This is a genomic window from Flintibacter muris, from assembly GCF_943192995.1.
Lineage (GTDB): Bacteria > Bacillota > Clostridia > Oscillospirales > Oscillospiraceae > Lawsonibacter > Lawsonibacter muris.
In genome coordinates, this window is the sequence record NZ_CALPCP010000048.1 from 1 (window position 1) to 22155 (window position 22155).

Annotated in this window: 25 protein-coding genes and 2 pseudogenes; 10 read left to right on the forward strand and 17 right to left on the reverse strand. The window is 54.4% G+C overall.

What is annotated here, in order from left to right; translation table 11 throughout:
* Positions 1-59: 59 nt before the first annotated feature.
* Genes NFS22_RS20445 through NFS22_RS20460 form a run of 4 tightly spaced genes read right to left on the reverse strand, consistent with a single transcriptional unit; the run spans position 60 to position 3232 of the window.
* Positions 60-950 carry a type 2 periplasmic-binding domain-containing protein gene (locus NFS22_RS20445; protein ID WP_251319547.1) on the reverse strand — a complete coding sequence of 297 codons (891 nt, stop codon included), beginning with the start codon at positions 948-950 and terminating at the stop codon, positions 60-62.
* The gene (locus NFS22_RS20450; RefSeq protein WP_251319548.1) at positions 901-1464 is read right to left on the reverse strand and encodes a type 2 periplasmic-binding domain-containing protein; all 564 of its coding nucleotides are present in this window, start codon (positions 1462-1464) and stop codon (positions 901-903) included. Before NFS22_RS20450 ends, NFS22_RS20445 begins: the two co-directional genes overlap by 50 nt.
* 16 nt (positions 1465-1480) lie before the next feature.
* Positions 1481-2368: a carbohydrate ABC transporter permease gene (locus tag NFS22_RS20455; RefSeq protein ID WP_251319549.1), complete on the reverse strand. Its 888-nt coding sequence runs from the start codon at positions 2366-2368 to the stop codon at positions 1481-1483.
* A 15-nt stretch (positions 2369-2383) separates the two neighbouring features.
* Positions 2384-3232, reverse strand: coding sequence for an ABC transporter permease (locus NFS22_RS20460; protein ID WP_251319550.1), 849 nt, complete (start codon positions 3230-3232; stop codon positions 2384-2386).
* A 374-nt stretch (positions 3233-3606) separates the two neighbouring features.
* Here NFS22_RS20460 and NFS22_RS20465 point away from each other — a divergent pair, with 374 nt between their 5' ends.
* From NFS22_RS20465 to NFS22_RS20480, 4 genes are all read left to right on the forward strand, one after another.
* Positions 3607-4599 (forward strand): LacI family DNA-binding transcriptional regulator, encoded by a 993-nt coding sequence (locus NFS22_RS20465; protein WP_251319551.1) that lies wholly within the window; start codon positions 3607-3609, stop codon positions 4597-4599.
* 43 nt (positions 4600-4642) lie between these two features.
* Positions 4643-5227 carry a hypothetical protein gene (locus NFS22_RS20470; RefSeq protein ID WP_251319552.1) on the forward strand — a complete coding sequence of 195 codons (585 nt, stop codon included), beginning with the start codon at positions 4643-4645 and terminating at the stop codon, positions 5225-5227.
* 128 nt (positions 5228-5355) lie between these two features.
* The gene (locus NFS22_RS20475) at positions 5356-5811 is read left to right on the forward strand and encodes a hypothetical protein (protein ID WP_251319553.1); all 456 of its coding nucleotides are present in this window, start codon (positions 5356-5358) and stop codon (positions 5809-5811) included.
* Positions 5812-5826: 15 nt separating this feature from the next.
* Positions 5827-6576, forward strand: a complete 750-nt coding sequence (locus tag NFS22_RS20480; protein WP_251319554.1) for a YesL family protein — start codon at positions 5827-5829, stop codon at positions 6574-6576.
* A 198-nt stretch (positions 6577-6774) separates the two neighbouring features.
* Here NFS22_RS20480 and NFS22_RS20485 read toward each other — a convergent pair whose 3' ends face one another.
* Positions 6775-7407 carry a flavodoxin gene (locus NFS22_RS20485; protein WP_251319555.1) on the reverse strand — a complete coding sequence of 211 codons (633 nt, stop codon included), beginning with the start codon at positions 7405-7407 and terminating at the stop codon, positions 6775-6777.
* 38 nt (positions 7408-7445) lie between these two features.
* Positions 7446-8840 carry an aldo/keto reductase gene (locus NFS22_RS20490; protein ID WP_251319556.1) on the reverse strand — a complete coding sequence of 465 codons (1395 nt, stop codon included), beginning with the start codon at positions 8838-8840 and terminating at the stop codon, positions 7446-7448.
* 283 nt (positions 8841-9123) lie between these two features.
* On the opposite strand from NFS22_RS20490, the gene NFS22_RS20495 reads away from it, so the two are divergent.
* On the forward strand, positions 9124-10350 hold the full coding sequence (locus NFS22_RS20495; RefSeq protein ID WP_251319557.1) for an IS256 family transposase: 1227 nt from the start codon (positions 9124-9126) through the stop codon (positions 10348-10350).
* A complete protein-coding gene (locus NFS22_RS20500) occupies positions 10275-10517 on the forward strand; it encodes an ISAs1 family transposase (protein WP_420908897.1) in 243 nt (80 codons plus the stop codon). Before NFS22_RS20495 ends, NFS22_RS20500 begins: the two co-directional genes overlap by 76 nt.
* Here NFS22_RS20500 and NFS22_RS20505 read toward each other — a convergent pair.
* From NFS22_RS20505 to NFS22_RS24165, 5 genes and pseudogenes are all read right to left on the reverse strand, one after another.
* Positions 10504-11287: pseudogene (locus NFS22_RS20505) on the reverse strand (IS5 family transposase). The gene NFS22_RS20500 and the pseudogene NFS22_RS20505 sit on opposite strands and share 14 nt — an antisense overlap.
* A gap of 243 nt (positions 11288-11530) precedes the next feature.
* Positions 11531-11683 (reverse strand): hypothetical protein, encoded by a 153-nt coding sequence (locus tag NFS22_RS20510; protein WP_251319558.1) that lies wholly within the window; start codon positions 11681-11683, stop codon positions 11531-11533.
* An 84-nt stretch (positions 11684-11767) separates the two neighbouring features.
* A complete protein-coding gene (locus tag NFS22_RS20515; RefSeq protein WP_251319559.1) occupies positions 11768-12733 on the reverse strand; it encodes an Rpn family recombination-promoting nuclease/putative transposase in 966 nt (321 codons plus the stop codon).
* A gap of 32 nt (positions 12734-12765) precedes the next feature.
* A complete protein-coding gene (locus NFS22_RS20520) occupies positions 12766-13254 on the reverse strand; it encodes a low molecular weight protein-tyrosine-phosphatase (RefSeq protein ID WP_251319560.1) in 489 nt (162 codons plus the stop codon).
* 91 nt (positions 13255-13345) lie between these two features.
* Positions 13346-13735, reverse strand: a pseudogene (locus NFS22_RS24165) (DUF1016 N-terminal domain-containing protein); the annotation flags it as partial.
* Between the two features lie 375 nt (positions 13736-14110).
* Between NFS22_RS24165 and NFS22_RS20525 the strand changes: the two are divergent.
* On the forward strand, positions 14111-14395 hold the full coding sequence (locus NFS22_RS20525) for a hypothetical protein (protein WP_251319561.1): 285 nt from the start codon (positions 14111-14113) through the stop codon (positions 14393-14395).
* Positions 14396-14404: 9 nt separating this feature from the next.
* Here NFS22_RS20525 and NFS22_RS20530 read toward each other — a convergent pair whose 3' ends face one another.
* A complete protein-coding gene (locus NFS22_RS20530) occupies positions 14405-14887 on the reverse strand; it encodes a sigma-70 RNA polymerase sigma factor region 4 domain-containing protein (RefSeq protein WP_251319562.1) in 483 nt (160 codons plus the stop codon).
* Between the two features lie 360 nt (positions 14888-15247).
* Positions 15248-16177, reverse strand: a complete 930-nt coding sequence (locus tag NFS22_RS20535) for a phosphoadenosine phosphosulfate reductase domain-containing protein (RefSeq protein WP_251319563.1) — start codon at positions 16175-16177, stop codon at positions 15248-15250.
* A gap of 95 nt (positions 16178-16272) precedes the next feature.
* Here NFS22_RS20535 and NFS22_RS20540 point away from each other — a divergent pair, with 95 nt between their 5' ends.
* Both NFS22_RS20540 and NFS22_RS20545 read left to right on the forward strand, forming a co-directional pair.
* Entirely contained in the window at positions 16273-17778 is a 1506-nt protein-coding gene (locus NFS22_RS20540; RefSeq protein WP_251319564.1) for a Y-family DNA polymerase, read from the forward strand.
* Positions 17778-18173 carry a hypothetical protein gene (locus tag NFS22_RS20545; protein ID WP_251319565.1) on the forward strand — a complete coding sequence of 132 codons (396 nt, stop codon included), beginning with the start codon at positions 17778-17780 and terminating at the stop codon, positions 18171-18173. Before NFS22_RS20540 ends, NFS22_RS20545 begins: the two co-directional genes overlap by 1 nt.
* A 1-nt stretch (position 18174) precedes the next feature.
* Here NFS22_RS20545 and NFS22_RS20550 read toward each other — a convergent pair whose 3' ends face one another.
* The 4 genes from NFS22_RS20550 to NFS22_RS20565 form a co-directional block, all read right to left on the reverse strand.
* Positions 18175-20013, reverse strand: coding sequence for a VirB4 family type IV secretion system protein (locus tag NFS22_RS20550; RefSeq protein ID WP_251319566.1), 1839 nt, complete (start codon positions 20011-20013; stop codon positions 18175-18177).
* Positions 20006-20584 (reverse strand): hypothetical protein, encoded by a 579-nt coding sequence (locus tag NFS22_RS20555; RefSeq protein WP_251319567.1) that lies wholly within the window; start codon positions 20582-20584, stop codon positions 20006-20008. The genes NFS22_RS20550 and NFS22_RS20555 overlap by 8 nt, the downstream gene beginning before the upstream one ends.
* The gene (locus NFS22_RS20560; protein ID WP_251319570.1) at positions 20581-20847 is read right to left on the reverse strand and encodes a hypothetical protein; all 267 of its coding nucleotides are present in this window, start codon (positions 20845-20847) and stop codon (positions 20581-20583) included. The genes NFS22_RS20555 and NFS22_RS20560 overlap by 4 nt, the downstream gene beginning before the upstream one ends.
* Positions 20848-20952: 105 nt before the next feature.
* Positions 20953-21270 carry a hypothetical protein gene (locus tag NFS22_RS20565; protein WP_251319568.1) on the reverse strand — a complete coding sequence of 106 codons (318 nt, stop codon included), beginning with the start codon at positions 21268-21270 and terminating at the stop codon, positions 20953-20955.
* A 175-nt stretch (positions 21271-21445) separates the two neighbouring features.
* On the opposite strand from NFS22_RS20565, the gene NFS22_RS20570 reads away from it, so the two are divergent.
* On the forward strand, positions 21446-22000 hold the full coding sequence (locus tag NFS22_RS20570; protein WP_251319569.1) for a DNA-3-methyladenine glycosylase I: 555 nt from the start codon (positions 21446-21448) through the stop codon (positions 21998-22000).
* Positions 22001-22155: the final 155 nt, after the last annotated feature.

A 22155-nucleotide genomic window follows, 5' to 3' on the forward strand; every position in this document is an offset into this window, starting at 1 on the left:
GAAAACGGAGTCTGGAGAACTCGTCAATGGCGGTATATTGGAACAGGCGCAGCTCCGGGTCAGCAATGCAGCGGCGGAGAACATCCCAAAGTTTGTGTAAACCTCCTGTGTGGTGTAGAATAGAAGCACCACACAGGAGGAAATACATAGGCGTTGCGGACCTCTCCGGCGCTCTTGTTGTACTTGGCCTGGGCCTCCGCTTCGGTGAGGGCCAGCCACATCCCCGCCTCGTCCTGTCCGGTGAAGAACACGCCGATGGGGCCGTATTGCAGCTGCATCACGATTTCGCCGTCATACCACTGGTCGAAGAATTTCAGCAGGTTGATGGGGCTTTGGCACTTGTTGGTAAGATTCAGTTGGCCGGAGGTAATGGGCGAGCCGGGGCGGATGGTGACGCCGCAGGTGTTCTCATACTGGGTGCCCTTGGGACCGGTGAGGGGCGGCAGGAAGACGTAATCCTTGGCGTATTCCCCCATCAGCTCCTCGATATACCACCAGGTGGATACCTCGACATAGCCCTGCTGGCACTTGGCAATCAGCTGGCTGTCGCTCTGGGAGAACATCTCCACATCCATCAGCCCTTCGGCGTACCAGTCGTGAAAGTAGGTCAGGCAGTCCCGGTAGGCGTCGGAGGCGCAGACAAATTCCACCGTGCCGTCACTCTTGAGATGGAGGTCGTTGATGACATCATTGGGCCAGTTGGTAAAGCCGAAGCCGGAGTAGAAGATATTCTGACCCCAGCACCACTCGTCAAAGCCGGTGGTCATGGGCAGGGTTGTGCCGGGGGCGTTACCGTAGTACTTGGCGGACATATCGTTTTCCTTGAAGGCCTTCAGCGCGTCGTGGAGCTCATCCAGAGAGGTGGGCACCTCCAGCCCCAGGTCGTCCAGCCACGCCTTGTTAATCATGCTGTACTGGGGGACGGAGAAGATGGAAAAGGCGTCGTCCATATCCGCGCCGATGCCCGGTGGTCATCTGCTCCCCGGAGGGCAGGCCGTAGATTTTGCCGTCCTCCTGGGTGATCGCCGCCCGGATCTCCGGGTGCTCCTCCAAAATGGCGCACAGGTTGGGCATGATGTCCGGGGTCAGGTAGGGGGTCAGGTCCAGGAAGGTGCCGTCGTCCCCGTACCGGGCCAGGTCGTAGTTGGAGAAGCCCACCCCCATGAAGGCGTCGGGCAGCTGGCCCCCGGTGATGCGGATATTCACTTGCTCGGCCAGGGAATCGCTCATGGTCTCCCAGGCAATCTGGATGCCTGCGCTCTCCTGGAGGGCGGCGAGGACCTCGTTGTTCTCATAGCCGCTGGACAGAGCGGAAATGCCGCCCATAATGTTGAACTGGGTCTGCTCCAGGTTGGTGTTGACGGTGCCGTCATTGACATTGTTCACCAGTCCCCCGGCGCAGCCGGACAGGGAACCCAGCAGCAGCGCAGCGGCCAGGGCCGCGGAAAAAATCTTCTGTTTCATGAACTCTCCTCCTCTCTTAACCCTTGACCGCGCCAGCCATGAAGCCCTTTTCAAAATACTTCTGGACAAAGGGGTAAATGACCAGCATGGGCAGGGCCGCCACAATCATGGAGCAGAATTTCAGCAGTTCGGTGAGCTTGTTCAGCTCGGCGTAGCCGCCGGAGATGGTGGCCGCCTGACTGGCTGTGGCGGAGCTTTTAATCAGGATGTTCCGCATCACCAGAGGCAGTGGGGAACCCTTGCCGCCCAGGTAGATCAGGGCGGTAAACCAGTCGTTCCAGTAGGCCACCATGGAGAACACCACCATGACCGCCAGAATGGGCATGGACATAGGAATCACCACACTGAAAAAGGTGCGCAGCTTGGAGCAGCCGTCGATTTCAGCCGCCTCCACCAGGTCGTGGGGGATGGAGTTTTGGAAGTAGTTGCGGACGATAATCATATTGCCCACCCCCACGCCTCCGGGCAGGAACAGGGACCACATACTGCCCACCAGCCCGGTCTGCTTGACCACCAGGTAAGTGGGGACCAGCCCGCCGGCGAAGTACATGGTGAATAGGAAGAAGATGCTCAGAGCCTTCCGTCCGGGCAGGTCCTTCTGGGCCAGGGGGTAGGCGGTGATGTACAGCATGACCACCGAGAAAATAGTACCCACCACGGTATATTTCACCGAGTTCAGAAAACCGGAGACGATGCCGTCATTGAGGAACACCGCCTTATAACCGTCCAGGGTGAAGCCGCTGGGGAACAGGAAGGTTTTCCCGGCGTAGACCTGGTAGGGGTCGGAGAAGGAGGCTACCACCACATAGTACAGAGGGTAGGCCACAATCAGCAGCACAACGGCGCAGATGGCAGTCAGGATCATTTGACTGGTCCGGTCGGACATACCAGATGCTTTTCTCATGTTCGTTCCCCTCCTTTACACAAATTCCACGTCCGAAACCTTGGACGCAATCTTATTTACAATCAGCAGAAGCGCTATGTTGACCACCGTGTTGAACAGCCCAACGGCGGTTGAGTAGCTGTACTTGGCATTTTGAATGCCTTGCTCGTAGACGTAGACGGCAATGACGTCGCTGGTGGCCTTGTTCAGGTCGGTCTGGAGCAGCCAGACCTTTTCAAAGCCTACGTTCATCAGTCCGCCGGCGGCCATAATCAGGTTGAGGATGGCCATGGGCAGAAGGGCGGGCAGGTCGATGTTCCGGATGCGCTGGAAGACGGAGGCGCCGTCCACCTTGGCCGCCTCGTACAGGCCTGGGTCCACGTTGGCCAGAGTGGCCAGGTAGATGATGCAGCCCCAACCGGCGTCCTGCCAGATGCCGGAGGCCACATAGATGGTGCGGAAGGCGGAGGACTGGGTCAAAGAGTCCACCTGAGTACCCAAAATCAGGTTGAGCAGTCCGCCTGAGGGGCTGAGGAAAATTTTTATCATACCGCAGATGACCATCACGGAGATAAAGTGGGGCGCGTAGAGGACGGTCTGCACCACCCGCTTATACTTGGCGCTGCGGAGCTGGTTAATCATCAGGGACAGAATAATGGGAACCGGAAAGCTCCACAGCAGGCTGTACAGGCTGATGAGCACCGTGTTCCGGATCATCCGGGCGAAGGTGGGGGCGCTGAAGAAGCGCTCGAACCAGTACCAGCCCACCCATTCGCTGCCCAGGTAGCCACGGCTGGCTTTGAAGTCCCGGAAGGCAATCTGGATGCCATACATGGGGATGTACTTATAAACAAAGGTCAGTACCACCGGGACCAGCAGCAGCAAATACAGCTGTCAGTTGTCCGTGATGCGCTGACCGAGCGTCTTGCCCGGCCGGGCAAGCGCGGCGGCGGGAACCGCCGCCGCTGAGGGATTTCGTTTTGCCATTGATCGCTCACTCCCTATTTTGTTTCCTTTTACTCGCTGGCGATATGAAACGTTACATATACTGTGTATTTATGATAGTACAGCCATTTACTTGCTGTCAAGGCATTTTTTTTGCCTCCGAAACAATTCTTCAATTTTCCACAAAAAGGCGTGCTAAATTTTGCGTAGATGGACGATTTGTTTTGAATTCCGAGAAAACACTTGCAAAATAACGTTTCACAAATATAATGAAATTATCGGTGAAACATTTCACGGCTTGCGAGGTGAACTCCATGAAACAAAAAGAAAACGCCCCTACCATGAAGGACGTGGCCCGGGAGGCCGGCGTAGCCTTGGGGACGGTATCCAAGGTCTTCAACAGCATCCCCGTGGGCGAGGACTACCGCCGGAGGGTGGAAGAAGCCGCCAAGCGGCTGGGCTATCAGGTGAACAGCTATGCCCGGGGGCTGAAAACCAACCGGACCTGCTCCGTGGCGCTGATCCTGCCGAACGTCACAGATCCCTTTTTCGCGTTGCTGGCCCAAGGGGTCTGCTCCGCGCTGGCCCAGCGGGGCTACCGGACCATTTTGTCCACCACCGCCTACAACCGGTCGGCGGAGCAGCGGTGCATCCAGATGGTCCAGCAGAGCAAGGTGGACGGCATCATCGGCCTGACCTACACCCCCGACCTGGACGTAGACCCCCGGCTGCCCTATGTAAGCATCGACCGTTATTTCAGTCTCGGCGTCCCCTGTGTGTCCTCCGACAACTTCGGCGGGGGCCAACTGGCAGCGGAAAAGCTGCTGGAATTGGGCTGTGAGCGTCCGCTGTTCCTGCGCATCGGTTCCAAGGTCCCCGGCGAGTCGGACAAGCGGGGGGACGGCTTTGAATCAGTGTTCCGTCAAAAGCAGATGGGCTGCGTCTCCCTGCGCCTCAGCGACGAGGAGGGCTACGCCCCCTTCCGGGATTTCCTGTCCAGCCACATGGAGGGGGGGCGTCTGGCCTTCGACGGCATTTTCTGCGTCAACGATGCCCTGGCGATTCAAATCCGGGCCATGCTGCTGGAGCTGGGCCTGCGGGTGCCGGAGGACGTGCAGATCATCGGCTTTGACGGCATTCGCCGCTTCGCCCAGGACGGCTTTTACTGTTCCACCATCGTCCAGCCGGTTTCCCGGCTTGCGGAGACCAGCGTGGACCTCCTCCTTCGGGAGGACCGGAGCAATCTGCCCAGTCTGGTCTGTCTGCCCGTCGCCTACGCCGCAGGCGGGACCACCCAGGAACCGTAGGGGCGGCCTGTGGCCGCCCACAATCAGAGAGGAGACTTCCCCCATGGCCAGCGAATACCTAAAATGGAAATACCGGGACATCCAGCCCGACGCTCCGGTGGAGCAGACAAAAAAACAGCGCCGCCGGAACTGGTGGCACTATCACAAGTGGTATGTGGTCCTTGGCGCGGCGGCCGTGCTGATGGCGGGCAATCTGGTCTGGCACGCCGCCACCCAGGTCCGTCCGGACTATCAGATTGCCTATGTGGGCGGGGTCCCACTCCCGGACGCGGAAACCGCCGCTTGGGAGGAGCGTCTGTCCGCTCTGGGAACCGACTGCAATGGGGACGGTAAAGTCATAATCAAGATCAACCAGTACGTCACCCCGCAGAACACGGATGATGCTCTGTACGCCTACGCCTCCAACGTCAAGCTGATGGCCGACCTGGATTCCTGCGAGAGCTATTTCTTCCTGCTGGAGGACCCGGAGGCCTTTCAAGCCGGGTACGAGGTTCTGCAAGAGGACTGGGTCCCGCTGGAAAGCGGCCTGTTCCTGGCCCGGCGGGATTTTTGGGAGGGCCGCACCCCCGCGAACCTGGAACACTGCGTCCAGCTGTGGGACGCGCTGAGAAAGGAGGAACGTTCATGAAACGGCTGATTTGCGGACTGGCCGTCCTGTGCCTGCTGCTGTCAGGCTGCGGGAAGTCCGCTCCTGCAACCGCCGCAGACGGTTCGGACTGAGACGAACACTGGACCACTCTGGGCGGCGTCCTGGGGGTGGAGGAACCAGGGCACGATTTGGTCCTGCGGGACAACAAGGACGCTCTGTCGGTGGCCGATTTGTATTTGGCCTCCTGGACCATCGGCGAGGGCACCCCCTATGTGAACGAGGACGGAGACGAGGTGGTCCTCTACCCTGCCCGGCTGGATGTGCTGGTCTATGGCCGTCCGGACGGAGACGCCGCCCGTCAGGCGGTGGAGGACTGGACCGCCCGTCAGTCAGAGACCTACGATGTCACCGATTCCGGCCAGCAGACCTGTAACGGACAGGACTACGTTGTCTCCGTCTACACCTGCAAGTCCGATTCCAACCCCTACACTCGGGGTGTCTCCGCTTTTGGCACCTTTCAGGACTACGCCGTCAGCGTGGAGCTGAACTGCCTGGACAGTTTTACCGAAGATGAACGCACAATTTTGACTGATTTTTTGAACGGCTGCCACTATGCGGCCTGACAGGAGGGAGTAAACATGGGACTGTTTTTCCCGGAGGACCCGCACTTCGACGAAACCCAGCGTCAGACCGGTTTTTACCGCTACCGTCAGCTTCTGTCCGCCCGCTTCGGCCGGTGGTGGAAAACCAATCTGCTGACCCTGGCAGGTTTTGTCCCGCTGGGGGCGGGGATTTTCTGCGCGGTGGCGTCCGCCAGCGTTTTGGTGCTGCTGCCCTGCTCCATCCTGGGCGGCATGATCGCCGGACCGTTCCTGGCCGGAATGTACGACGCCATTCTGCGCGGCCTGCGGGACGATCCCCTGCCCTGGTGGGAGAGCTGCAAACGCGCCTGGAAACAGAACTGGAAAAGCAGTCTGGTTCCCGGCGCGCTGTTGGGGCTTGTGCTGGGGGTGTACACGTTCATGGCCATGCTGTTCTGGTGGGCGGAACGCGCCCCCTCCCCTGGGACGGTGGCCTTGTACCTGTTCGCACTGCTGGCGGTAGTGACCGTCAACACCCTCTACTGGCCCCAGCTGGTGCTGTTCCAGCAGAATGCGTCCGTCCGGCTGCAAAACTGTTTGCTGTTCTGCATCAAATATTTTTGGCGCGTACTGGGCGTTGGCCTCTTGCAACTGGGGTACTGGACCTTATTCGTGTTGTTTGCTCCTTGGACCTTGCTCTTGCTGCCTGTCCTCGGTGTGTGGTATATCCTGTTCCTGTCTCAATTTCTGATTTATACACAGATGAATGAGGCGTTTTCCATTGAGGAGTTATATCAGTCTGGCTAATCGTATAGCGGGGCTTTGCCCTTGCATCTGCATGGGCCAATATCAGTAATTTTGAATGCTGCCATAAATCTTACCCTTGACAAATGCTCTCTGAGGACAATGTGACAGGCAAACTGACGGATGAACGGTTTACCAAACTGTCCGCAGCCTATGAAGCGGAGCAGGCAGAATTGAAACAGTCCGTTGAAAGTCTGAGCGTCATTTGTCGACATCCTCCTGTTTGACCTCTGCAACTTTGGAATGCTTTACATCAAAACCGCCTGGTCTCACATCGGCGTTAGGCTGAAGCTCTTGAATTGTGTCCAACGTTCCCGTGAAGCCGCTCGCTCCACTGGTTACAAAGGGGATAATCGCCTTGCCGGACAAATCATATTCCTCCAAGAAGGAATACACAGCCATTGGCAAATCATAGTACCAGATGGGATAGCCCAAGAATATGACGCTGTAATCATCCATGCTGTCAACGTGGCTTGCCAGCTTGGGCCGAACCCTGTTTCTGTGTTCCTCTCCGCCCTGCTCGTCGATTTGCTCATACACAGATGGATATTTTTCTTCTGTTTCAATCAGAAACAGATCGCCACCTGTACGCTGCTGAATCATGGCTGCAACATACTGCGTGTTTCCATACAGTTTGTCCCCATCCTTCAAAAGACTTGCGGACGTTACCGCGTCTATATCATCCAGAAAATCAGTGTTCCCAACTCTGGAGAAGTAGACGATCAGGATGTTGGAATCCGTACCTTGCGATTCTGCTGCGATTGCATACCCAGTGTCTAACCCGGACAGCACCAGGGCGAACAGCAGAAGTCCTGCAATCCATGTTCTTTTCATAATGTCCTCCGTTCTTCCACCGATTGAAATGGATGCCTTTAGTACCAATCGTGCTTTTCGCCTCTGTCAAGGGCGTTGATCTGATCCATTTCCGCATTGGTCAGTGCGAAGTCGTAAATCTCCGTATTTTCTTCGATATGGTCGGGATTGCTGGAGCCTGGGATGACTACCACACCCTTTTGCAGATTCCATCGTAAAATCACCTGGGCGGAGGATACACCGTGGGCCTTGGCGATACCGGAGATCACTTCGTCCCCCAGCAGCTCCGCCGTATGCCCCCGGCCTCCCAAGGGATACCAGCCCTGGACCACGATACCCAGGTCCTGGATATAGGGAATCACATCGTTCTCCTGATAGTAGGGGTGAATCTCATTCTGCACCAGCGCCGGGGTAATGGTCACCTGGGGCAAAAATTCCTCCAGCTCTTTGACATACCAGTTGGAGAGGCCGATGGAGCGGATTTTCCCTTCCTCCACGAATTTTTCCATGGCCTGATACGCCTTTACATCGTTCCGATCAGGATGGTGGAGAAGCATCAGATCCACATAGCCGATGTCCAGACGGTCCAGACACGCCTGGATAGACCGCTCCGGGTTCGCCATCTCGCTGCCTGGATAGATTTTAGTGGTAACAAAGATTTCCTCACGCTGGATACCAAATTCCTCCATGGCTTCCCGGATGGCCTGTCCCACTTCCTCCTCATTGCCGTAGGCAGAGGCAGTGTCGATTAACCGAACCCCGCTGGCCAGTGCGGACTTGACGGAGTTGATGCAGATTTCCCCGTGGAGACTGTATGTCCCCAGGCCATTGAGCGGCATCACATAGCCGCTGTTGAGCATTACGGTTTTGGCTTCAAAGTTGAACATACCTATCTCCTTTTTCTCTGTGGAAAGCTGGGCGAAGTTCATCACCGCCATCGCGGCCTGGGCACGGGTGACAGGCTTAGAGCTGCCGTCAAAGCCAGGGATGTCTCCGGTGACTGGCTGGCCGGTATACCGCTGGAAAATCAAATTCAACTGCTCCTGGGTGATTGGGTCATTGATGCCAAAGCGGCCATCGCCGTAGCCAGCCATCAGTTTTTCACTGGCCGCCCATCGGACGGCTTCGCTGTGCCACTGACCCTCTGGAACATCGGAAAACTGCATGAGGTAGTTGACCACTGGTTTCTCCGCCTGCCGCCATAGGATGGTGACCAGCATGGCGCGGGTCAGGGTTGCCTCGGGTGCAAAGGTGGTATCGGTGGTTCCACTCATGATTCCGTTTTGTTGACAGTAGGCAACCGCTTCAGCATACCACGCATCAGCGGGAACATCCGCAAAAGCTGTCATGGGCTGGGATTCAGAGGTGAGTTTCGCACTGCCTGGATTTGTCCGGCTGCCAGCGGCGGGGACTTCTGCCGCCGAGCAGGAGGTCATGGTCAGGAGGCAGGCCATACAGATAGTTATCAAGAAAGAAAGGAAAGGAAATTTAAGAATTTATAAAAAGATATGAAAGATAGGGGGATTCCGTAGTAGTCGGCACTGTGCGTAATGTGCATAACTTGCTGTCTTATGGAGTTGTGGGAAAGTCTGTTTGCAGAATGTGGGAAAGCTGCACTTTAGCTTTTCTACGAGACCCCATAAAATTCTGTGTAAACGACAGCGTGTGACAGAATAAAAAACTTCGACTCAGTCAAGAATGGAAATAACATCCAAAACAAGATAGGAGTCGAAGGAAATGAAAGCAGCACCGCAGGAATTGCTAAAAGAGTACGTGAAAAGCCAGAAGTTCACCAGCACAGCGGAGATCATGATCGCCATGAAAGAAATGTTCCGGGATGTGGTCCAGACGGCCATGGAAGTGGAAATGGACGAGGAACTGGGGCGGGAGCGCTGCCAGCGAGCGGAGCGTTCAGACACAGCGCCCAATTACCGCAACGGGTACTCTCGGAAGACAGTGAAAACACAGCTTGGCGAGGTGGACATCAAGGTTCCCCGGGATCGGAACGGCAGTTTTGAGCCAAAGATCATCAGCAAGTACAGCCGGAATGCGGACGGGATGGAAGAAAAGATTCTGGCTCTCTACGCCTGTGGGATGAGTCAGCGGGATATCGCCGAACAGATCAAGGAACTGTACGACGTAGAGATTTCTCCAGAGTTGGTGACAAAGATTACAGAGAAAATTATGCCGGAAGTTACTGCATGGCAGAATCGTCCTCTGGAGGCGGTGTATCCATTCATTTTCATGGATGCCATCCACTACAAGGTGAAGGAGGATCACCGTTATGTGACGAAGGCGGCGTATGTCGTATTGGGTATCACCATGGACGGCCGGAAGGATATCCTGGGCGTGTGGATTGGGGAGCACGAGAGCAGCAAATTTTGGCTGTCCGTGTTGAATGACCTCAAAAGCAGGGGAGTTTTGGACGTATATCTGTTCTGCACGGACGGTCTGTGCGGCATGATGCAGGCTATTCAGGCTGTGTATCCCCAGAGCCGGTTACAGCGCTGCATCGTCCATCAGATTCGTTCCTCCACCCGCTTTGTCAACTGGAAGGATATCAAGCAGGTGGTGGCTGATCTAAAGAAAATTTACACCGCCGTTACCCTGGATGAGGCGGAAGAAAATCTGCTCCAGTTTGGAGAAAAATGGCGCAGGCAGTACCCCTCCTGTGTAAAAAGCTGGGAGGAAAACTGGGAAGTCTTGAGTACGTTTTATGAATATCCGCCTGAGGTCCGGAAAATCATATACACGACGAATATCATTGAGGGACTCAATCGCCAATTCCGTCAAATCACAAAAAACAAGCCCAGCTTTACCAACGATGATTCTCTGCGCAAGATGCTCTACCTGGCCTCTCAGCGGATCGTGAAGCACTGGCACGCAAGATGCCAGAACTGGGATATGGTTCTCCTCGAAACGGGGAAACCAGCTCTGAAACACGCTTTTTTATTTCTTCTGTAACGGAAATAGACCGTTTCGCCTATGCGATGCGTAAGCATTGGTCTATTGAGAACCAGCTTCATTGGTCGCTGGATGTTGTTTTTGGCGAGGATTCTTCCAGAGCCAGGAAAGACCTGTCTCCGCTCAATTTGAACGTTTTACGTAAGAGCCTGTTTAAAATCTTCTAATGAGGATGGCAATGAGGGCAAAAATGAGAATCTGAGCAGAAATAAAGAGTTTGCGCTCACAATTTTTCCAAAGTCTGCGGAATTTGTCGAGCCAGCCGAAAAGACGCTCTACCACCCAGCGGCGCGGCAACACAACAAACTTGTGTAATTCGTTGCGCTTTACAACTTCGACTTGCGCGCCGCAAATCTCCTTGACCTGATTGGCAAAACGTTCGCCGGAGTATCCTCCATCTACCAGGAATTTCTTTACGCAGGAAAGGCTGTCCAGGTTCAGAAGGATCATCTGAATGGCTCCATCCCGGTCTGTAACATCAGCGGTTGTTACGGCTATGGCATGAGGCAGCCCCATTGTATCTACGACAACGTGGCGCTTGATTCCGGATACTTTTTCCCTGCGTCATAACCTTTTTCTTCCGCTGTGTCCGCATTCTGTACGCTCTGCGCGTCAACAATTCCAAAAGCAGTCTTATCCCGCCTTAAGTCTTCGTTCCGTATCTGTTTCACCAATTTTTGCAACACTTTGTCCAGAACGCTGACCCCTGTTTTATCTTTTTCGGACCATACCCGGAAATAGTAGTACACGCTCTGCCATTTGGGATAATCGTTGGGCAGCATTCGCCATTGTATTCCACCCTGGATTACATATAACACCGCACAAACACATCGTATAAATCATATTTTCGGGGCCGGGTTGTTTTCTTTGCTCCTTCCAAATCCTCGCGTATCAGGTTATATTCTTCCCGGCTGATTTCACTTGGATATTGACGCATTTCCCCCAACTCCCGCTTGTTTTTCTCTATTATCGGCCTCCCGCCTCCTTTTGTCAAAAGATTTTAAACAGGCTCTTAAGGTCCTCATATGTTGAGGATATAAAAAACTGATATTTCTTTTCCGTGACCTAAAGTCAACTCCTACTTGAAATGCTATTGTCGAGGTACACAGCTTTTTGCTGACCACAGTATCCCACACCACGGCCAATATAGCTACTGAAATACTCAACAAAAAGAAGAAAATTACTGTTCTCTCGACAGATATGTCCCAAGAAGAGCCTGCTTGACCTGGGATACCACTTGGCTGTTAGGCTCACTGGAAAAGTACAGGGTTACCTCGTGACCCTGTACCGTAATAGTCATCTGAGCGCCGCCGCTCTTTAATGGACCTGACATGTTAGCACCTCCGATTTAAAAATAAGCGCCGGCTGCCTGACAGGCAACCGGCGTGTTTGTGTCTGATTTTTCTGCTCTGGTAACTTACTGACCACTCAGCATACTGCGGTACTTCGGGCGATCTGTTTCCGCAATTTTTAAGGCATTCATCGCCTGATCAACAGACAATCCCATACTATCCATCAGACTTTGAATTGCGGATAAAACACCTTCTGCCCGGCCTTCTGCCCGGCCTTCTGCCCGACCTTCCGCCCGGCCTTCTGCCCGACCTCGGCGTTCCCCTCTGTCCTCAGCGGTGGCCAGATCAGACTGCATATCTGTCTGGAACATCCTGCGGCTGCGGAACACTGCCCGTTCCCGCTCGTCCTGACTGATGCTCATCAATCGATTCCCGGCCATTTGCAGCACCTCCTTCGACGCTATGACCTTATTTACTGTCTCTCGATGGTTCGGCTCGCTGGCGTACTGGAAAAACACAGCCCATTTTTCCAGGTCTGTCATGTCATCTACAGACTTCTTCATGATCTCCTGGAGCTTGCTCAACTCTACATATACAACTTGAATCGCGTCGGACAACAGCTCATTGTCCTCATCGTGCCGCAGTGAGAAGGAATTAACGTAATCGCTCCGGTTGGGGAATACTGTGTAGGAGCAGAATGTCACCTGATAGGTCCGGGACAGCCGATCATACCGACGCACTCCTCTGGACGGCTGTGAGGAGTGGAGGTCGCATAGATAGTATATGCTCTTGCCCTTCAGGTTTTGATATCTGCCGTCGGAGTCCTCCTGGATTCGACTGGCCTGCATCTCCAAATCAATCTGGGAACCGTCGTCAATACGGCAGTTTACATCGAGCCGCTCCGCTTTCTCCTCTGTATCGCTGGGTGGGATGTCATTATTACGCACCTCAACATCGAGCACAGGGCGCTTGATGATAGAGGAAACCAGATCAATCAGCACCGGCTTCGCATCCAGAGGGGTCAGGATCAGCTTAAATACCCGGTCGTCAGACGGCGGCAGGATATCTGCCCCCATTGGTAAAAGGCCCATACACAAGCTCCCTATAAAAAGTTTTCCTGACCTTAGTATATCATACTTTCGTCGACAATTCCACTATGATTTTTCAATATATCCAACACTCCCTGACATCCAGCCAGCACATCCTGCCAGGTGGTCTCGAAGTCCCCCGTATACCAGGGGTCTGCGACCTCGGCATCCGGGCGGCCCGCATACTCCATCAGCAGATGCAGTTTGCCGTCGAAATCGCCACCGCAGATGCGATGCATGTTTCGAAGATTGGCTCTGTCCATCCCAATCAGGAGGTCGAAGCGGTCGTAGTCCTCGTTCCTCAACTGGCGGGCCGTTTTGTCGGCGCAGTCGATGCCATGCTCGGCCAGCTTGCGGCGGGCCGGGGGATAGACCGGATTGCCGATCTCCTCGGTGCTGGTGGCGGCAGATTCGATGTGGAATTGGCTCTCCAGCCCAGCTTTCCTCACCAGGTCCTTCATCACGAATTCGGCCATTGGGCTGCGGCATATGTTGCCGTGACAAATAAAAAGTATCCTCGTCATTGCTTTTCTGCTCCGTTTCAGTGTTATTTTCTTCAGTGTAGCACACTTCGGGAGGAAAGTCGAGCGCCATTTCCAGGTGGGCGCATGACATAATCTGCCGCTGAAGCTCCAGCTTTGACCAGCCGAACTGATTGGCCGCCCGGATGTACCAGGCACGCTCCTGGAGAGAAAGCTCCGTCTCCAGGATGACCACATTCTGTGTCCAGCCGATGGACATGGCCTGAGAGAGCACCTCGGGAACGGCTTTATAGGTACGGTAAAATGCCCGCATCCGCCGCAGGTTTCTGGGAGAGAACCCGGAGACATCAGGATACCCGCCTTGCAGGTATTCTGCCGCCATGACAGCCGCGCCCTTTTCCGGTCTGCTGCTGACCAACCGGCCAATCTTATAGTACCGCTCCATCTGCGGCAAATTTGCCGCCATCAGGGTGTCCAGCGCAGCAAACATGGCACCATAGTCTACTGATTTTCTGACGTTCATTGAATTCTCTCCTTTCTGGCGTGAATGCGCCTGTCTTTGATCAGGACAAAGAAAAATGCGGTAACCAACCGCACTTTTCTCTGCCCTGAGTATTCAATTGATTTACATGATCCGCTCATACAGTAAATTTTGATAAGAAGCGGGGCCATCCTTGCAGGTAGAAGATATGATATTCCTTTTCGAGAACGGCCCCGCTGTTTCTGTTATTGATTATTTGCTGGCTCTATTCGACACTACTTCCCGAGCCATGGGCGGCAAACTGAACTGTGCTGGCGCACACTCCGGGCGTCTCACCCCTCCGAGGATCTCTCCGAGCTGCCCCCATTGCGTGGTCCTGCATAGCAGGGCTGTGGCTGGGCAGGGGTACCATTATAGGTGAACGAGGTCATCGCGAAGCAGCTTACCAGGGCTGCTTTGGACTGGATGGATACCGCTGGGCACCTTATTTGGCCGTCTTTTATAGCGATAGAAAATTTACTGCAATTCCTTGCCGCTACAGGTGGTCTTGGCGCATCCGTCGCATCGCTTTTCCCTTTTTCGGGCTCGTCCATTGATGTTATTCAGTCGCCGGATATGACCGCATCTCTGCGGCATTTTTCAAAGAGCAGCGAGAAGAATCTTATATCCCCTCACTTCCCATCCCGAATAAAAAGAGAGTGACCAACAAATTTACGAAAAAATTTTTTCACGAAGTTTTTTTAGCAGCTTATCCCGGCGGTACTGGACAGCATTCAGCCGGACTCCCAGTTGCCTGGAATACGCCCGGACAAGTACGCCGTCAAAGAACAGAGCCTGGATGAGTTCCTGTTCATCTCGTTCCAATCCAGAAAGAGCGGTCATAAGCCGCTTTGTCTGCTCTACGGCAAGGTCCCTGTCAGCTTGCTCCAGCACAGACACCTCTGCGCTCTCCTCCAGCTCAATACCAAGCATCTCAAACGGGACCCCTCTCTCCAGCAGCTGCTCCAAAGACAAGAGCTTGCCAGCCTCCGCTTCTTCTGTGATGTACCGCTCTCTCCGGTCTGCTTGGGAATAGGCCAGAAATACCTCGTCATTGACTTCTACATCCACGCCGTCCACTGTGATAATGTTGATAATAATGCCATTCTGATCCTTGATACGCCTGTAATTTCTTGTTTCCTGCCATTTTTTCATGTTCATAATCTCCAATCTCAAATTTTTTGAAAAAATGAGATTGGAGGTCACGGGTATTTCGCTATATAGGGCTGCCAATAGAACAGAGACATAAAAATCCTTTCCGCCTTTCAGCCGACGAAAAGGACAACAAAAAGGAGCCTTACACATAGCTGAAAAGCTACCTGTAAGGCTCCGAACTCGATGGCTCCCGTAGTTACATCCCTGATATCCTGGCCTGCCGCAGCCCGAATATCGGGCGGGGACGCTCAGGAGAGGCAGTGTAGTGCGATGGGCTGGCCAACGTACTCCAGCTTGCGGGGGTCCGTCTCTGAGGGCTTCCAACGCTCCAGTTCAATTACATTCATATTCTCTGTTCTCCTAATAATCTTCTAACATCATTTGGTCTGTATCAATTGGGATTTCCTGTGCCCGATCCCCCAGCCACCATTCAAACCACTCCTGGCCGCTGGCATACTCATTGACTCTGCCCTCCTGCTCCCGAAGCCGGATCACCTTGTCAAAAATTCGTATCCACTGTGCCTGAAGTTTGGGCCAGCGTTCAAACTCCAGGCGCCGTGCTGCTTCTTTTGCCAAAGGGCACCCAATGCAGCCCAATCGCTGAAAACCTTCCTGATATAAACAACACTGTTCCAGCCCTGCCTCATGGGAATAGTCCCAAATATAGTTGTCTGGCCAGTAGGCCAAAGGGTTGAGCCGCTTCTCGGACTTGGTGTAGCAATTCTCAAAAATCCTCCGGCTTTCATGGTTTTCGCATCTCATGATGATCCCGTTGTTATTCCTCCCATGGGCAGCGATTTCCAGTTCATCCCGGCTTTTGGCACGGCGGACACTCTCATATTTCCGTACACCTAAAGACAAAATGGCGCTGCCATACTCTGCAGTGCGGTATTCTTTTAGGTGAGCACAGCACCAGCGCATTTGACGCAGAGGTGGAAACTTCTTTTCAATCATGAGCTGCCACATAGATTTGTCGTACATAATATCGTAAGTGGTCAGGCCCATATCCCGATATTCTTGAAAGATCCGGCGCTGGAAATATACCAGCTCAGGCGGGTCGATACCGGTGATATTATGGATATAAAAGTGCCGTACACCCGCCCTACGCATCAGGTGGCCAAGCACGCGGCTGTCCTTCCCCTCGCTGGTGTAGACGCAGTATCCCCTGGGATCATTCCTCAGAGCCAATGGTTCAAACTCCCGGATCATTCGTATAGCTTCATCGTCAGGTTGTCCTCGAAGTGTGGGCTGTTCCGGACGCTGAAACGATAATTCAAGTTGATATTCCATAGATTGTCATTTTCCTCCTGTAAAATATTAAAACCCCGACTTGTCCAGTCGGGGCGGGGTATGATAGAATTGGGATAGGAAAGGGGGGGAAAGCTGTGAAAGAGAAAACGTACATCGCGGCGGATCTGAAAAGTTTTTACGCCTCGGTCGAGTGTATCGAGCGCGGCCTTGACCCTCTGACCACCAACCTTGTGGTAGCGGATCTGAGCCGGACAGAGAAAACGATCTGTCTGGCGGTTACTCCCAGCCTGAAGGCGTGGGGCATCTCCGGCCGGGCACGGCTGTTCGAGGTGGTGCAGAAGGTTAAGGAGGTCAACACCCGGCGGCTGCGTTCCGCACCGGGACGGCAGTTTACCGGCTCCTCCTCCGATGATACCGCTCTGAAAACGGACCCTGGCCTAGAGCTGGACTATATCGTTGCCCCGCCCCGGATGGCCCATTATATTGACTGGAGCACAAGGGTCTACGGCGTTTATCTGAAATACGTCGCCCCAGAAGACATTATCTCATACTCAATTGATGAGGTGTTCATGGACGTGACCAACTACCTGGACACCTATAAGCTCAATGCCCGTGAGCTGGCTCGGAAAATACTGTTGGATGTGCTGGAAACCACCGGCATCACGGCCACAGCGGGCATCGGGCCCAATTTATATCTCTGCAAGGTGGCCATGGATATTATGGCCAAGCATATCCGGCCCGACGCCAACGGTGTCCGCATTGCCAAGCTGACAGAGATGTCTTACCGCCGTCTGCTGTGGGAACACCGCCCCCTCACCGACTTCTGGCGGGTGGGTCCTGGATATGCCAGAAAGCTGGAGTGGTGCGGCCTGTACACTATGGGGGACATTGCCAGATGTTCTTTGGAGAATGAAGAACTGCTTTATAAGTTGTTTGGTGTGAACGCCGAATTATTGATCGACCATGCCTGGGGCTGGGAGCCGTGTACTATTGCGGACGTCAAAGCATATCAGCCAGAGTCAAAAAGCACCGGCTCCGGTCAGGTCCTCCCGCGCCCCTACAATTATGATGAGTCCCGGCTGGTGGTGAAGGAAATGGCGGACCAGTTGGCGCTGGACCTGGTGGACAAGGGTCTGGTCACCGACCAGCTGGTACTCACGGTGGGGTATGACCGGGATAATCTGAGTGATCCAAAGCGCAGAAAAGCCTATCAGGGAGAGGTCACCACAGACCGCTATGGCCGAGCAGTTCCGAAACATGCCCATGGTACCGCCAATCTGGAGGAGTACACCGCTTCCACCCGCCGCATTGTCGCCGCCGCTCTGGAGCTGTTTGACCAGGTTATGAACCGTGATCTCCTGGTGCGCCGGTTCTACCTCACCGCTGCCCGCGTGGCGGATGAAGCGTCTGCCCCGGATAAAAAAGCCTTTGAACAGCTGGACCTCTTTACCGACTACACCGCCAAACAGGATCGGGACCGTCAGGTGTCAGCAGAGTTGGAAAAAGAGAGGAAGATGCAGCAGGCTATGCTGGATATCAAGAAGAAGTTCGGAAAAAACGCCATTCTCAAAGGCATAAATCTGGAGGAAGGCGCAACGGCCAAGAATCGCAACAACACAATTGGAGGACATCATGCCTAATGGGGAAATATGACGACATCATCAACCTGCCGCACCACGTTTCCACCATGCGGCACCGCATGTCTATGCTGGAACGTGCCGCCCAGTTTCAGTCTTTTCGCGCATTGACTGGCTATGAGGACGCCGTTCAGGAGACATCCCGATTGACAGAGGATCGTGTAGAACTGACGGAGGATGAGAAGTCCATTCTGGATAGGAAGCTGCAAAGCCTGGCAGACAGGATTTCCTCCAAGCCGCAGATCACTGTGACCTGGTTTCGTCCGGACCAAAAGAAAACCGGGGGCGCATACGTCACCACCACAGGCCAGCTAAAGAAAATTGATGATTTTGCAGGTGTGCTGATACTACTGGGGGGAGAGCGCATCGTGATCAAGGATATTCTGGATATCCAGTGATTCACCGTCCCCCTGCCTTTCCGAACAGCTCCGCCTTGTGGGGCGGGGCATGTACCTCCAGGAGATACCGCTCATTGCCGCACTTGTAGAGGCAGACGCCCCGCTGGGGGTAGCGGATCAGCTCAAACTCGGACTCCTCCAACTGAAGGTTGTCCATGTAGAATCGTTTATCCACGCTGCCGGCATTGAAGAGGAACTGATGGGTGGGGATGGCGAAAAGGGGCCGGGTCAGTTCTCGAATCCCGTCTACGTCAAAGTCCTCGAGGTTCTGCGAGGCCAGAATGAGGGCGGATTCTTTCTTGCGCACCCGCTTGAGCGTGTTGCGGATATACTCAATGGTGGTCACGTTGGAGAGCCAGATGTACAGCTCGTCCAGCGTGGCCACCGTATTGCCCTCCGTCAGCAGCTTGTCGCTGAGGTAGGAGAGGACATTGAACAGCATGGCGTCCTTGACATTCCGGCTGGCCTGGAGGAGACCCTTTACGCCGAAGACCAAAAAGCGGGAGCTGGTGATGTTGGTGTGGCCGTTGAAGAACTTGCTTTCGGCGCCCCGGCACATGGAGTGAAGGCCCAGCAGGACTTCCTGAAGCAGTTCCCTGGGATACAGCGGATTTTCCTCTCTGTCATAGTGATGGTAGGCATCCTCGATCACATCGTAGAGGTCGGAGAGGATGGGGAAATCATCGGGCCCCATGGACTGGAAATCTGTGTGGTTGTTGAGCCCCCACTTCTTATACATCCGCTCCAGCATCAGTTCGATGGTGTCGATGTGCCGGTCAGAGAAATCCTTATAGGCGCGGAAGAAGTCCTTGAGGAAGGAGATGTGCTGACTCAGGCGGGTGCGCTGCCGAAAGGCGGCAGGCGCTTCCGGGTCATCTTCCCCTTCGGTATCCCACAGCTTGGGTTCCAAAGGATTGATGATGTACTGTCCGCTCATGAGGTCAGCGAAGCAGCCGCCCAGGTTGGCGCACAGGTCGATGAGCTCATGCTCCGGATCGAGGCAGAGTGCGGACTTTCCGCTCTCCAGAATGTTGCAGAGGAGGAGTTTCAGCAGATAACTCTTGCCCTGGCCGGAGTTGCCCAGGATGAGGACGCTGGCGGTGGTCTTGTCCTCGGCGCGGCGGTCCAGGTCCACAATGATATTGGAACCGTAGCGGTCCCGGCCCACATAGAAGCCATTGGGATCGTTCTTGCCGGAGTAGTTGAAGGGAAACAGATTCGCCACACTGGAGGCGGGCAGCACTCGTTCATAGAGTGAGCCGAAGACGTTGCTTCCGGCGGGGTTGGATGCGAGGAAGCCCTCCCGCTGGCGCAGTAGGATACGGTCTGCGCTCAGCTTGGAACGGGTCAATTCGGCGGTCACATCGTCCCGGAGGGTGCGGAGACTGTCCGCATCTCTGGCGGACAGGTCGATGAACACAGCGCAGTGTACCAGCGGCTCCCGGTTGCGGTGCATGGTGGTGATGAGGGTGGCCACGTCCTGGAGGTTGGCCTCCGCCGTGATGCTCTGCTTCATATCGTTGGAATTGCTCTGTTCCATCCGGCTCTTGTTGGTGGCATTATGAAGGATGGCTTTTTCCTCGGCCGGCGTGACCTGGCGGGTATAGATCCGCAGAGTCACGCCGCTTTTCTCGCCCAGATGCCGGAGCAGGGCCAGTTCCTCCGTACTGGTGGGGTAACCCCGCAGGGCCATGGTGCAGTGATACGCGCCGCCCAGGATATAGCTGTCCGTGTTGAACTTCACGGCGGCAGGGGCGATCATATCCAGGAAGTCCTTGGTAGGTGGGGATGTGACAGCCTTTACCGCCCTTCCTGTTTTCTTTTTCTGCTTTTTAGCCATTGGCGCTCCTCTCTCCGTCAAAGCGGTCGAACTGATCTGTAGTCACATCCTGCTGGTAGTACACCGCCAGCAGGCGCATCATGTCCTGCTCCTCCGCCATGCGGACGTGGAAGCCGCAGTCCCGGATGCGCTTCTCAATCTGTTTCAGATGACCAGCGTCCTCGGCGGGCTTTTCCTCCCTGCGATAGACGAAAGCAAACTCCCGTGCTGAGGCGGTGGTGGACTGGATATCGTCCAGGTGGTCTGTGTCCTGCCTCAGCAGTTCCCGCAGAGCGGGGAGTTCCTCGTCCTCCAGCCGGGCCTGATAGTGGTGCTTGTTGCTCTGGAACGATTCACGGGAGTCCAGGGCCAGCAGCTCCACCGACTCCATACCCCGCAGCAGTTCCGTCAGGGCTCGGACACGGCCCCGGACCCCCTCAGCAGACAGCACAGAGAGATTGTCCGGGCTGACCAGATAAAAAACCAGCTCACCTCTGGCCGTTTTCAGGCCGTGTTCGGTGAGCTGGTCGATTCCCATAAGCTGCCGGGTAGACAGATGCCGCCGCAGCTCTTTTTTCTGTTTTCGGTTCAAGATTTTCGCTCCTTCCACTCGTAATATTGTTGATGCAGGAACAGGAAGCAGACGGCGCAGCGCAGGAAGTCCAGGATGCTGGCCCCCTCCATGCGGATGGAGAGGAAAGCGAACAGTACCGTCAGGATCATCAGGAGCATTCCCGCCCCATTTGCCAGCGCCAGGACAGAGAGAAGAAAGCCGATCCCTATGACTGCCACGTCCCGCAGCTCCCACAGCCACAGCTTGGGTTTTGCTCTCAGATTATCGGGGTAGATATAGATGGTAAACACCTCCCTTACCAAAATAAAAAGGAGCAGGTATGACACAGTTGTGAGATACCTGCTCTCTGTGGTTTAATGGAAACCGCTGGAAGATGTGTTCTGTGCTTATTCGCTCTCGGCGCCGTTCTCCACCTGTTCCTCCTCCAGCGCCTGCTGGATGCAGGCCAGGAAGAAGGCGTTCTGCTTGATGCCCTTCCGCTGGAGATAGTCCTTTAACTGCTTGAACAGCTCGGTGGATACCTGGAAGGCGATAGTTCTCTGGTTTTCTTTCATTGTTGATTTTCCCTCCGATTCATAGAATTTTGTGATGAGCCACGTCATGTACTGGCTCAGGGTCTGGCCGGATTCCTCCTGCCGCTGGCGGAGCTGCGTATGGAGTTCAGTGGGGATAGGGGCACAGAGGTTCTTGATGTTCTCTGCCATAGGTGATTCTCCTTTCGCCATTTGCTAAAGCCAAGTATAGCGGCAAAGCCCTTGAAAAGCTATTCAGCAAACCCAACGACAATTTTGATGGAAAACGAAGCACAAGCAACAAGGATTATTTGGCTTGCGCCATAGTCTCCGATAGGATATAATAAGAAAAAAACGGGGGATTATAATGGAACTGAACCGCTGCCGTTGGGCCGACCCGACTTTCGATCTATACCTTGCCTACCACGATCAGGAGTGGGGCAGACCGGAACATGATGACCGGAAACTGTTTGAGATGCTGATTCTGGAGGGCTTCCAGGCCGGTCTGTCCTGGATTACCATCCTGAAAAAGCGTGAGGCGTTCCGTCAGGCTTTCGACAACTTTGACCCCGTCCTTGTGGCGGAGTACAGCCCGGAAAAGCTGGAGACCTTAATGTCCAATCCCGGTATCGTTCGCAACCGGAGAAAGATTGAGGCGTCGGTCCAAAACGCAAAAGTGTTTCTGGAGGTACAGAAGGAGTTCGGCTCCTTTGACCGCTACCTCTGGGGCTTCACTCAGGGCCAGGTCATCCTGAATACAGATGATGTAGTTCGAGCCAGTACGGAACTGTCCGACCGCATCTCAAAGGATTTAAAGCGCCGGGGAATGAAATTCGTGGGCACGGTCATTATCTATTCCTTTTTGCAGGCGGTGGGTGTGGTCAACGATCATGAGACAGGATGCTGGTGCTATCCTCATTAAGTGCCTATCGCCATAGCAAGGCCCCGCATGATGTACTCTACACATGGGATGGCGATAGAATTATGTGGAGCTCCACATAACAGTGTTTATTTGATCAAAGTTATTATGTTAAGAATAGGCGCAAAGATGGTGTGAGAACAAGGTTTCTAAAGATT

What these genes read in the sequence shown, in the direction of transcription:
- NFS22_RS20445 (WP_251319547.1), bottom strand. Translation starts at nt 950, where the DNA reads ATGGACGACGCCTTTTCCATCTTCTCCGTCCCCCAGTACAGCATGATT.
- NFS22_RS20450 (WP_251319548.1), bottom strand. Translation starts at nt 1,464, where the DNA reads ATGAAACAGAAGATTTTTTCCGCGGCCCTGGCCGCTGCGCTGCTGCTG.
- NFS22_RS20455 (WP_251319549.1), bottom strand. Translation starts at nt 2,368, where the DNA reads ATGAGAAAAGCATCTGGTATGTCCGACCGGACCAGTCAAATGATCCTG.
- NFS22_RS20465 (WP_251319551.1), top strand. Translation starts at nt 3,607, where the DNA reads ATGAAACAAAAAGAAAACGCCCCTACCATGAAGGACGTGGCCCGGGAG.
- NFS22_RS20470 (WP_251319552.1), top strand. Translation starts at nt 4,643, where the DNA reads ATGGCCAGCGAATACCTAAAATGGAAATACCGGGACATCCAGCCCGAC.
- NFS22_RS20480 (WP_251319554.1), top strand. Translation starts at nt 5,827, where the DNA reads ATGGGACTGTTTTTCCCGGAGGACCCGCACTTCGACGAAACCCAGCGT.
- NFS22_RS20485 (WP_251319555.1), bottom strand. Translation starts at nt 7,407, where the DNA reads ATGAAAAGAACATGGATTGCAGGACTTCTGCTGTTCGCCCTGGTGCTG.
- NFS22_RS20490 (WP_251319556.1), bottom strand. Translation starts at nt 8,840, where the DNA reads ATGGCCTGCCTCCTGACCATGACCTCCTGCTCGGCGGCAGAAGTCCCC.
- NFS22_RS20495 (WP_251319557.1), top strand. Translation starts at nt 9,124, where the DNA reads ATGAAAGCAGCACCGCAGGAATTGCTAAAAGAGTACGTGAAAAGCCAG.
- NFS22_RS20500 (WP_420908897.1), top strand. Translation starts at nt 10,275, where the DNA reads ATGCCAGAACTGGGATATGGTTCTCCTCGAAACGGGGAAACCAGCTCT.
- NFS22_RS20510 (WP_251319558.1), bottom strand. Translation starts at nt 11,683, where the DNA reads ATGTCAGGTCCATTAAAGAGCGGCGGCGCTCAGATGACTATTACGGTA.
- NFS22_RS20515 (WP_251319559.1), bottom strand. Translation starts at nt 12,733, where the DNA reads ATGGGCCTTTTACCAATGGGGGCAGATATCCTGCCGCCGTCTGACGAC.
- NFS22_RS20520 (WP_251319560.1), bottom strand. Translation starts at nt 13,254, where the DNA reads ATGACGAGGATACTTTTTATTTGTCACGGCAACATATGCCGCAGCCCA.
- NFS22_RS20530 (WP_251319562.1), bottom strand. Translation starts at nt 14,887, where the DNA reads ATGAAAAAATGGCAGGAAACAAGAAATTACAGGCGTATCAAGGATCAG.
- NFS22_RS20535 (WP_251319563.1), bottom strand. Translation starts at nt 16,177, where the DNA reads ATGGAATATCAACTTGAATTATCGTTTCAGCGTCCGGAACAGCCCACA.
- NFS22_RS20545 (WP_251319565.1), top strand. Translation starts at nt 17,778, where the DNA reads ATGGGGAAATATGACGACATCATCAACCTGCCGCACCACGTTTCCACC.
- NFS22_RS20550 (WP_251319566.1), bottom strand. Translation starts at nt 20,013, where the DNA reads ATGGCTAAAAAGCAGAAAAAGAAAACAGGAAGGGCGGTAAAGGCTGTC.
- NFS22_RS20565 (WP_251319568.1), bottom strand. Translation starts at nt 21,270, where the DNA reads ATGGCAGAGAACATCAAGAACCTCTGTGCCCCTATCCCCACTGAACTC.
- NFS22_RS20570 (WP_251319569.1), top strand. Translation starts at nt 21,446, where the DNA reads ATGGAACTGAACCGCTGCCGTTGGGCCGACCCGACTTTCGATCTATAC.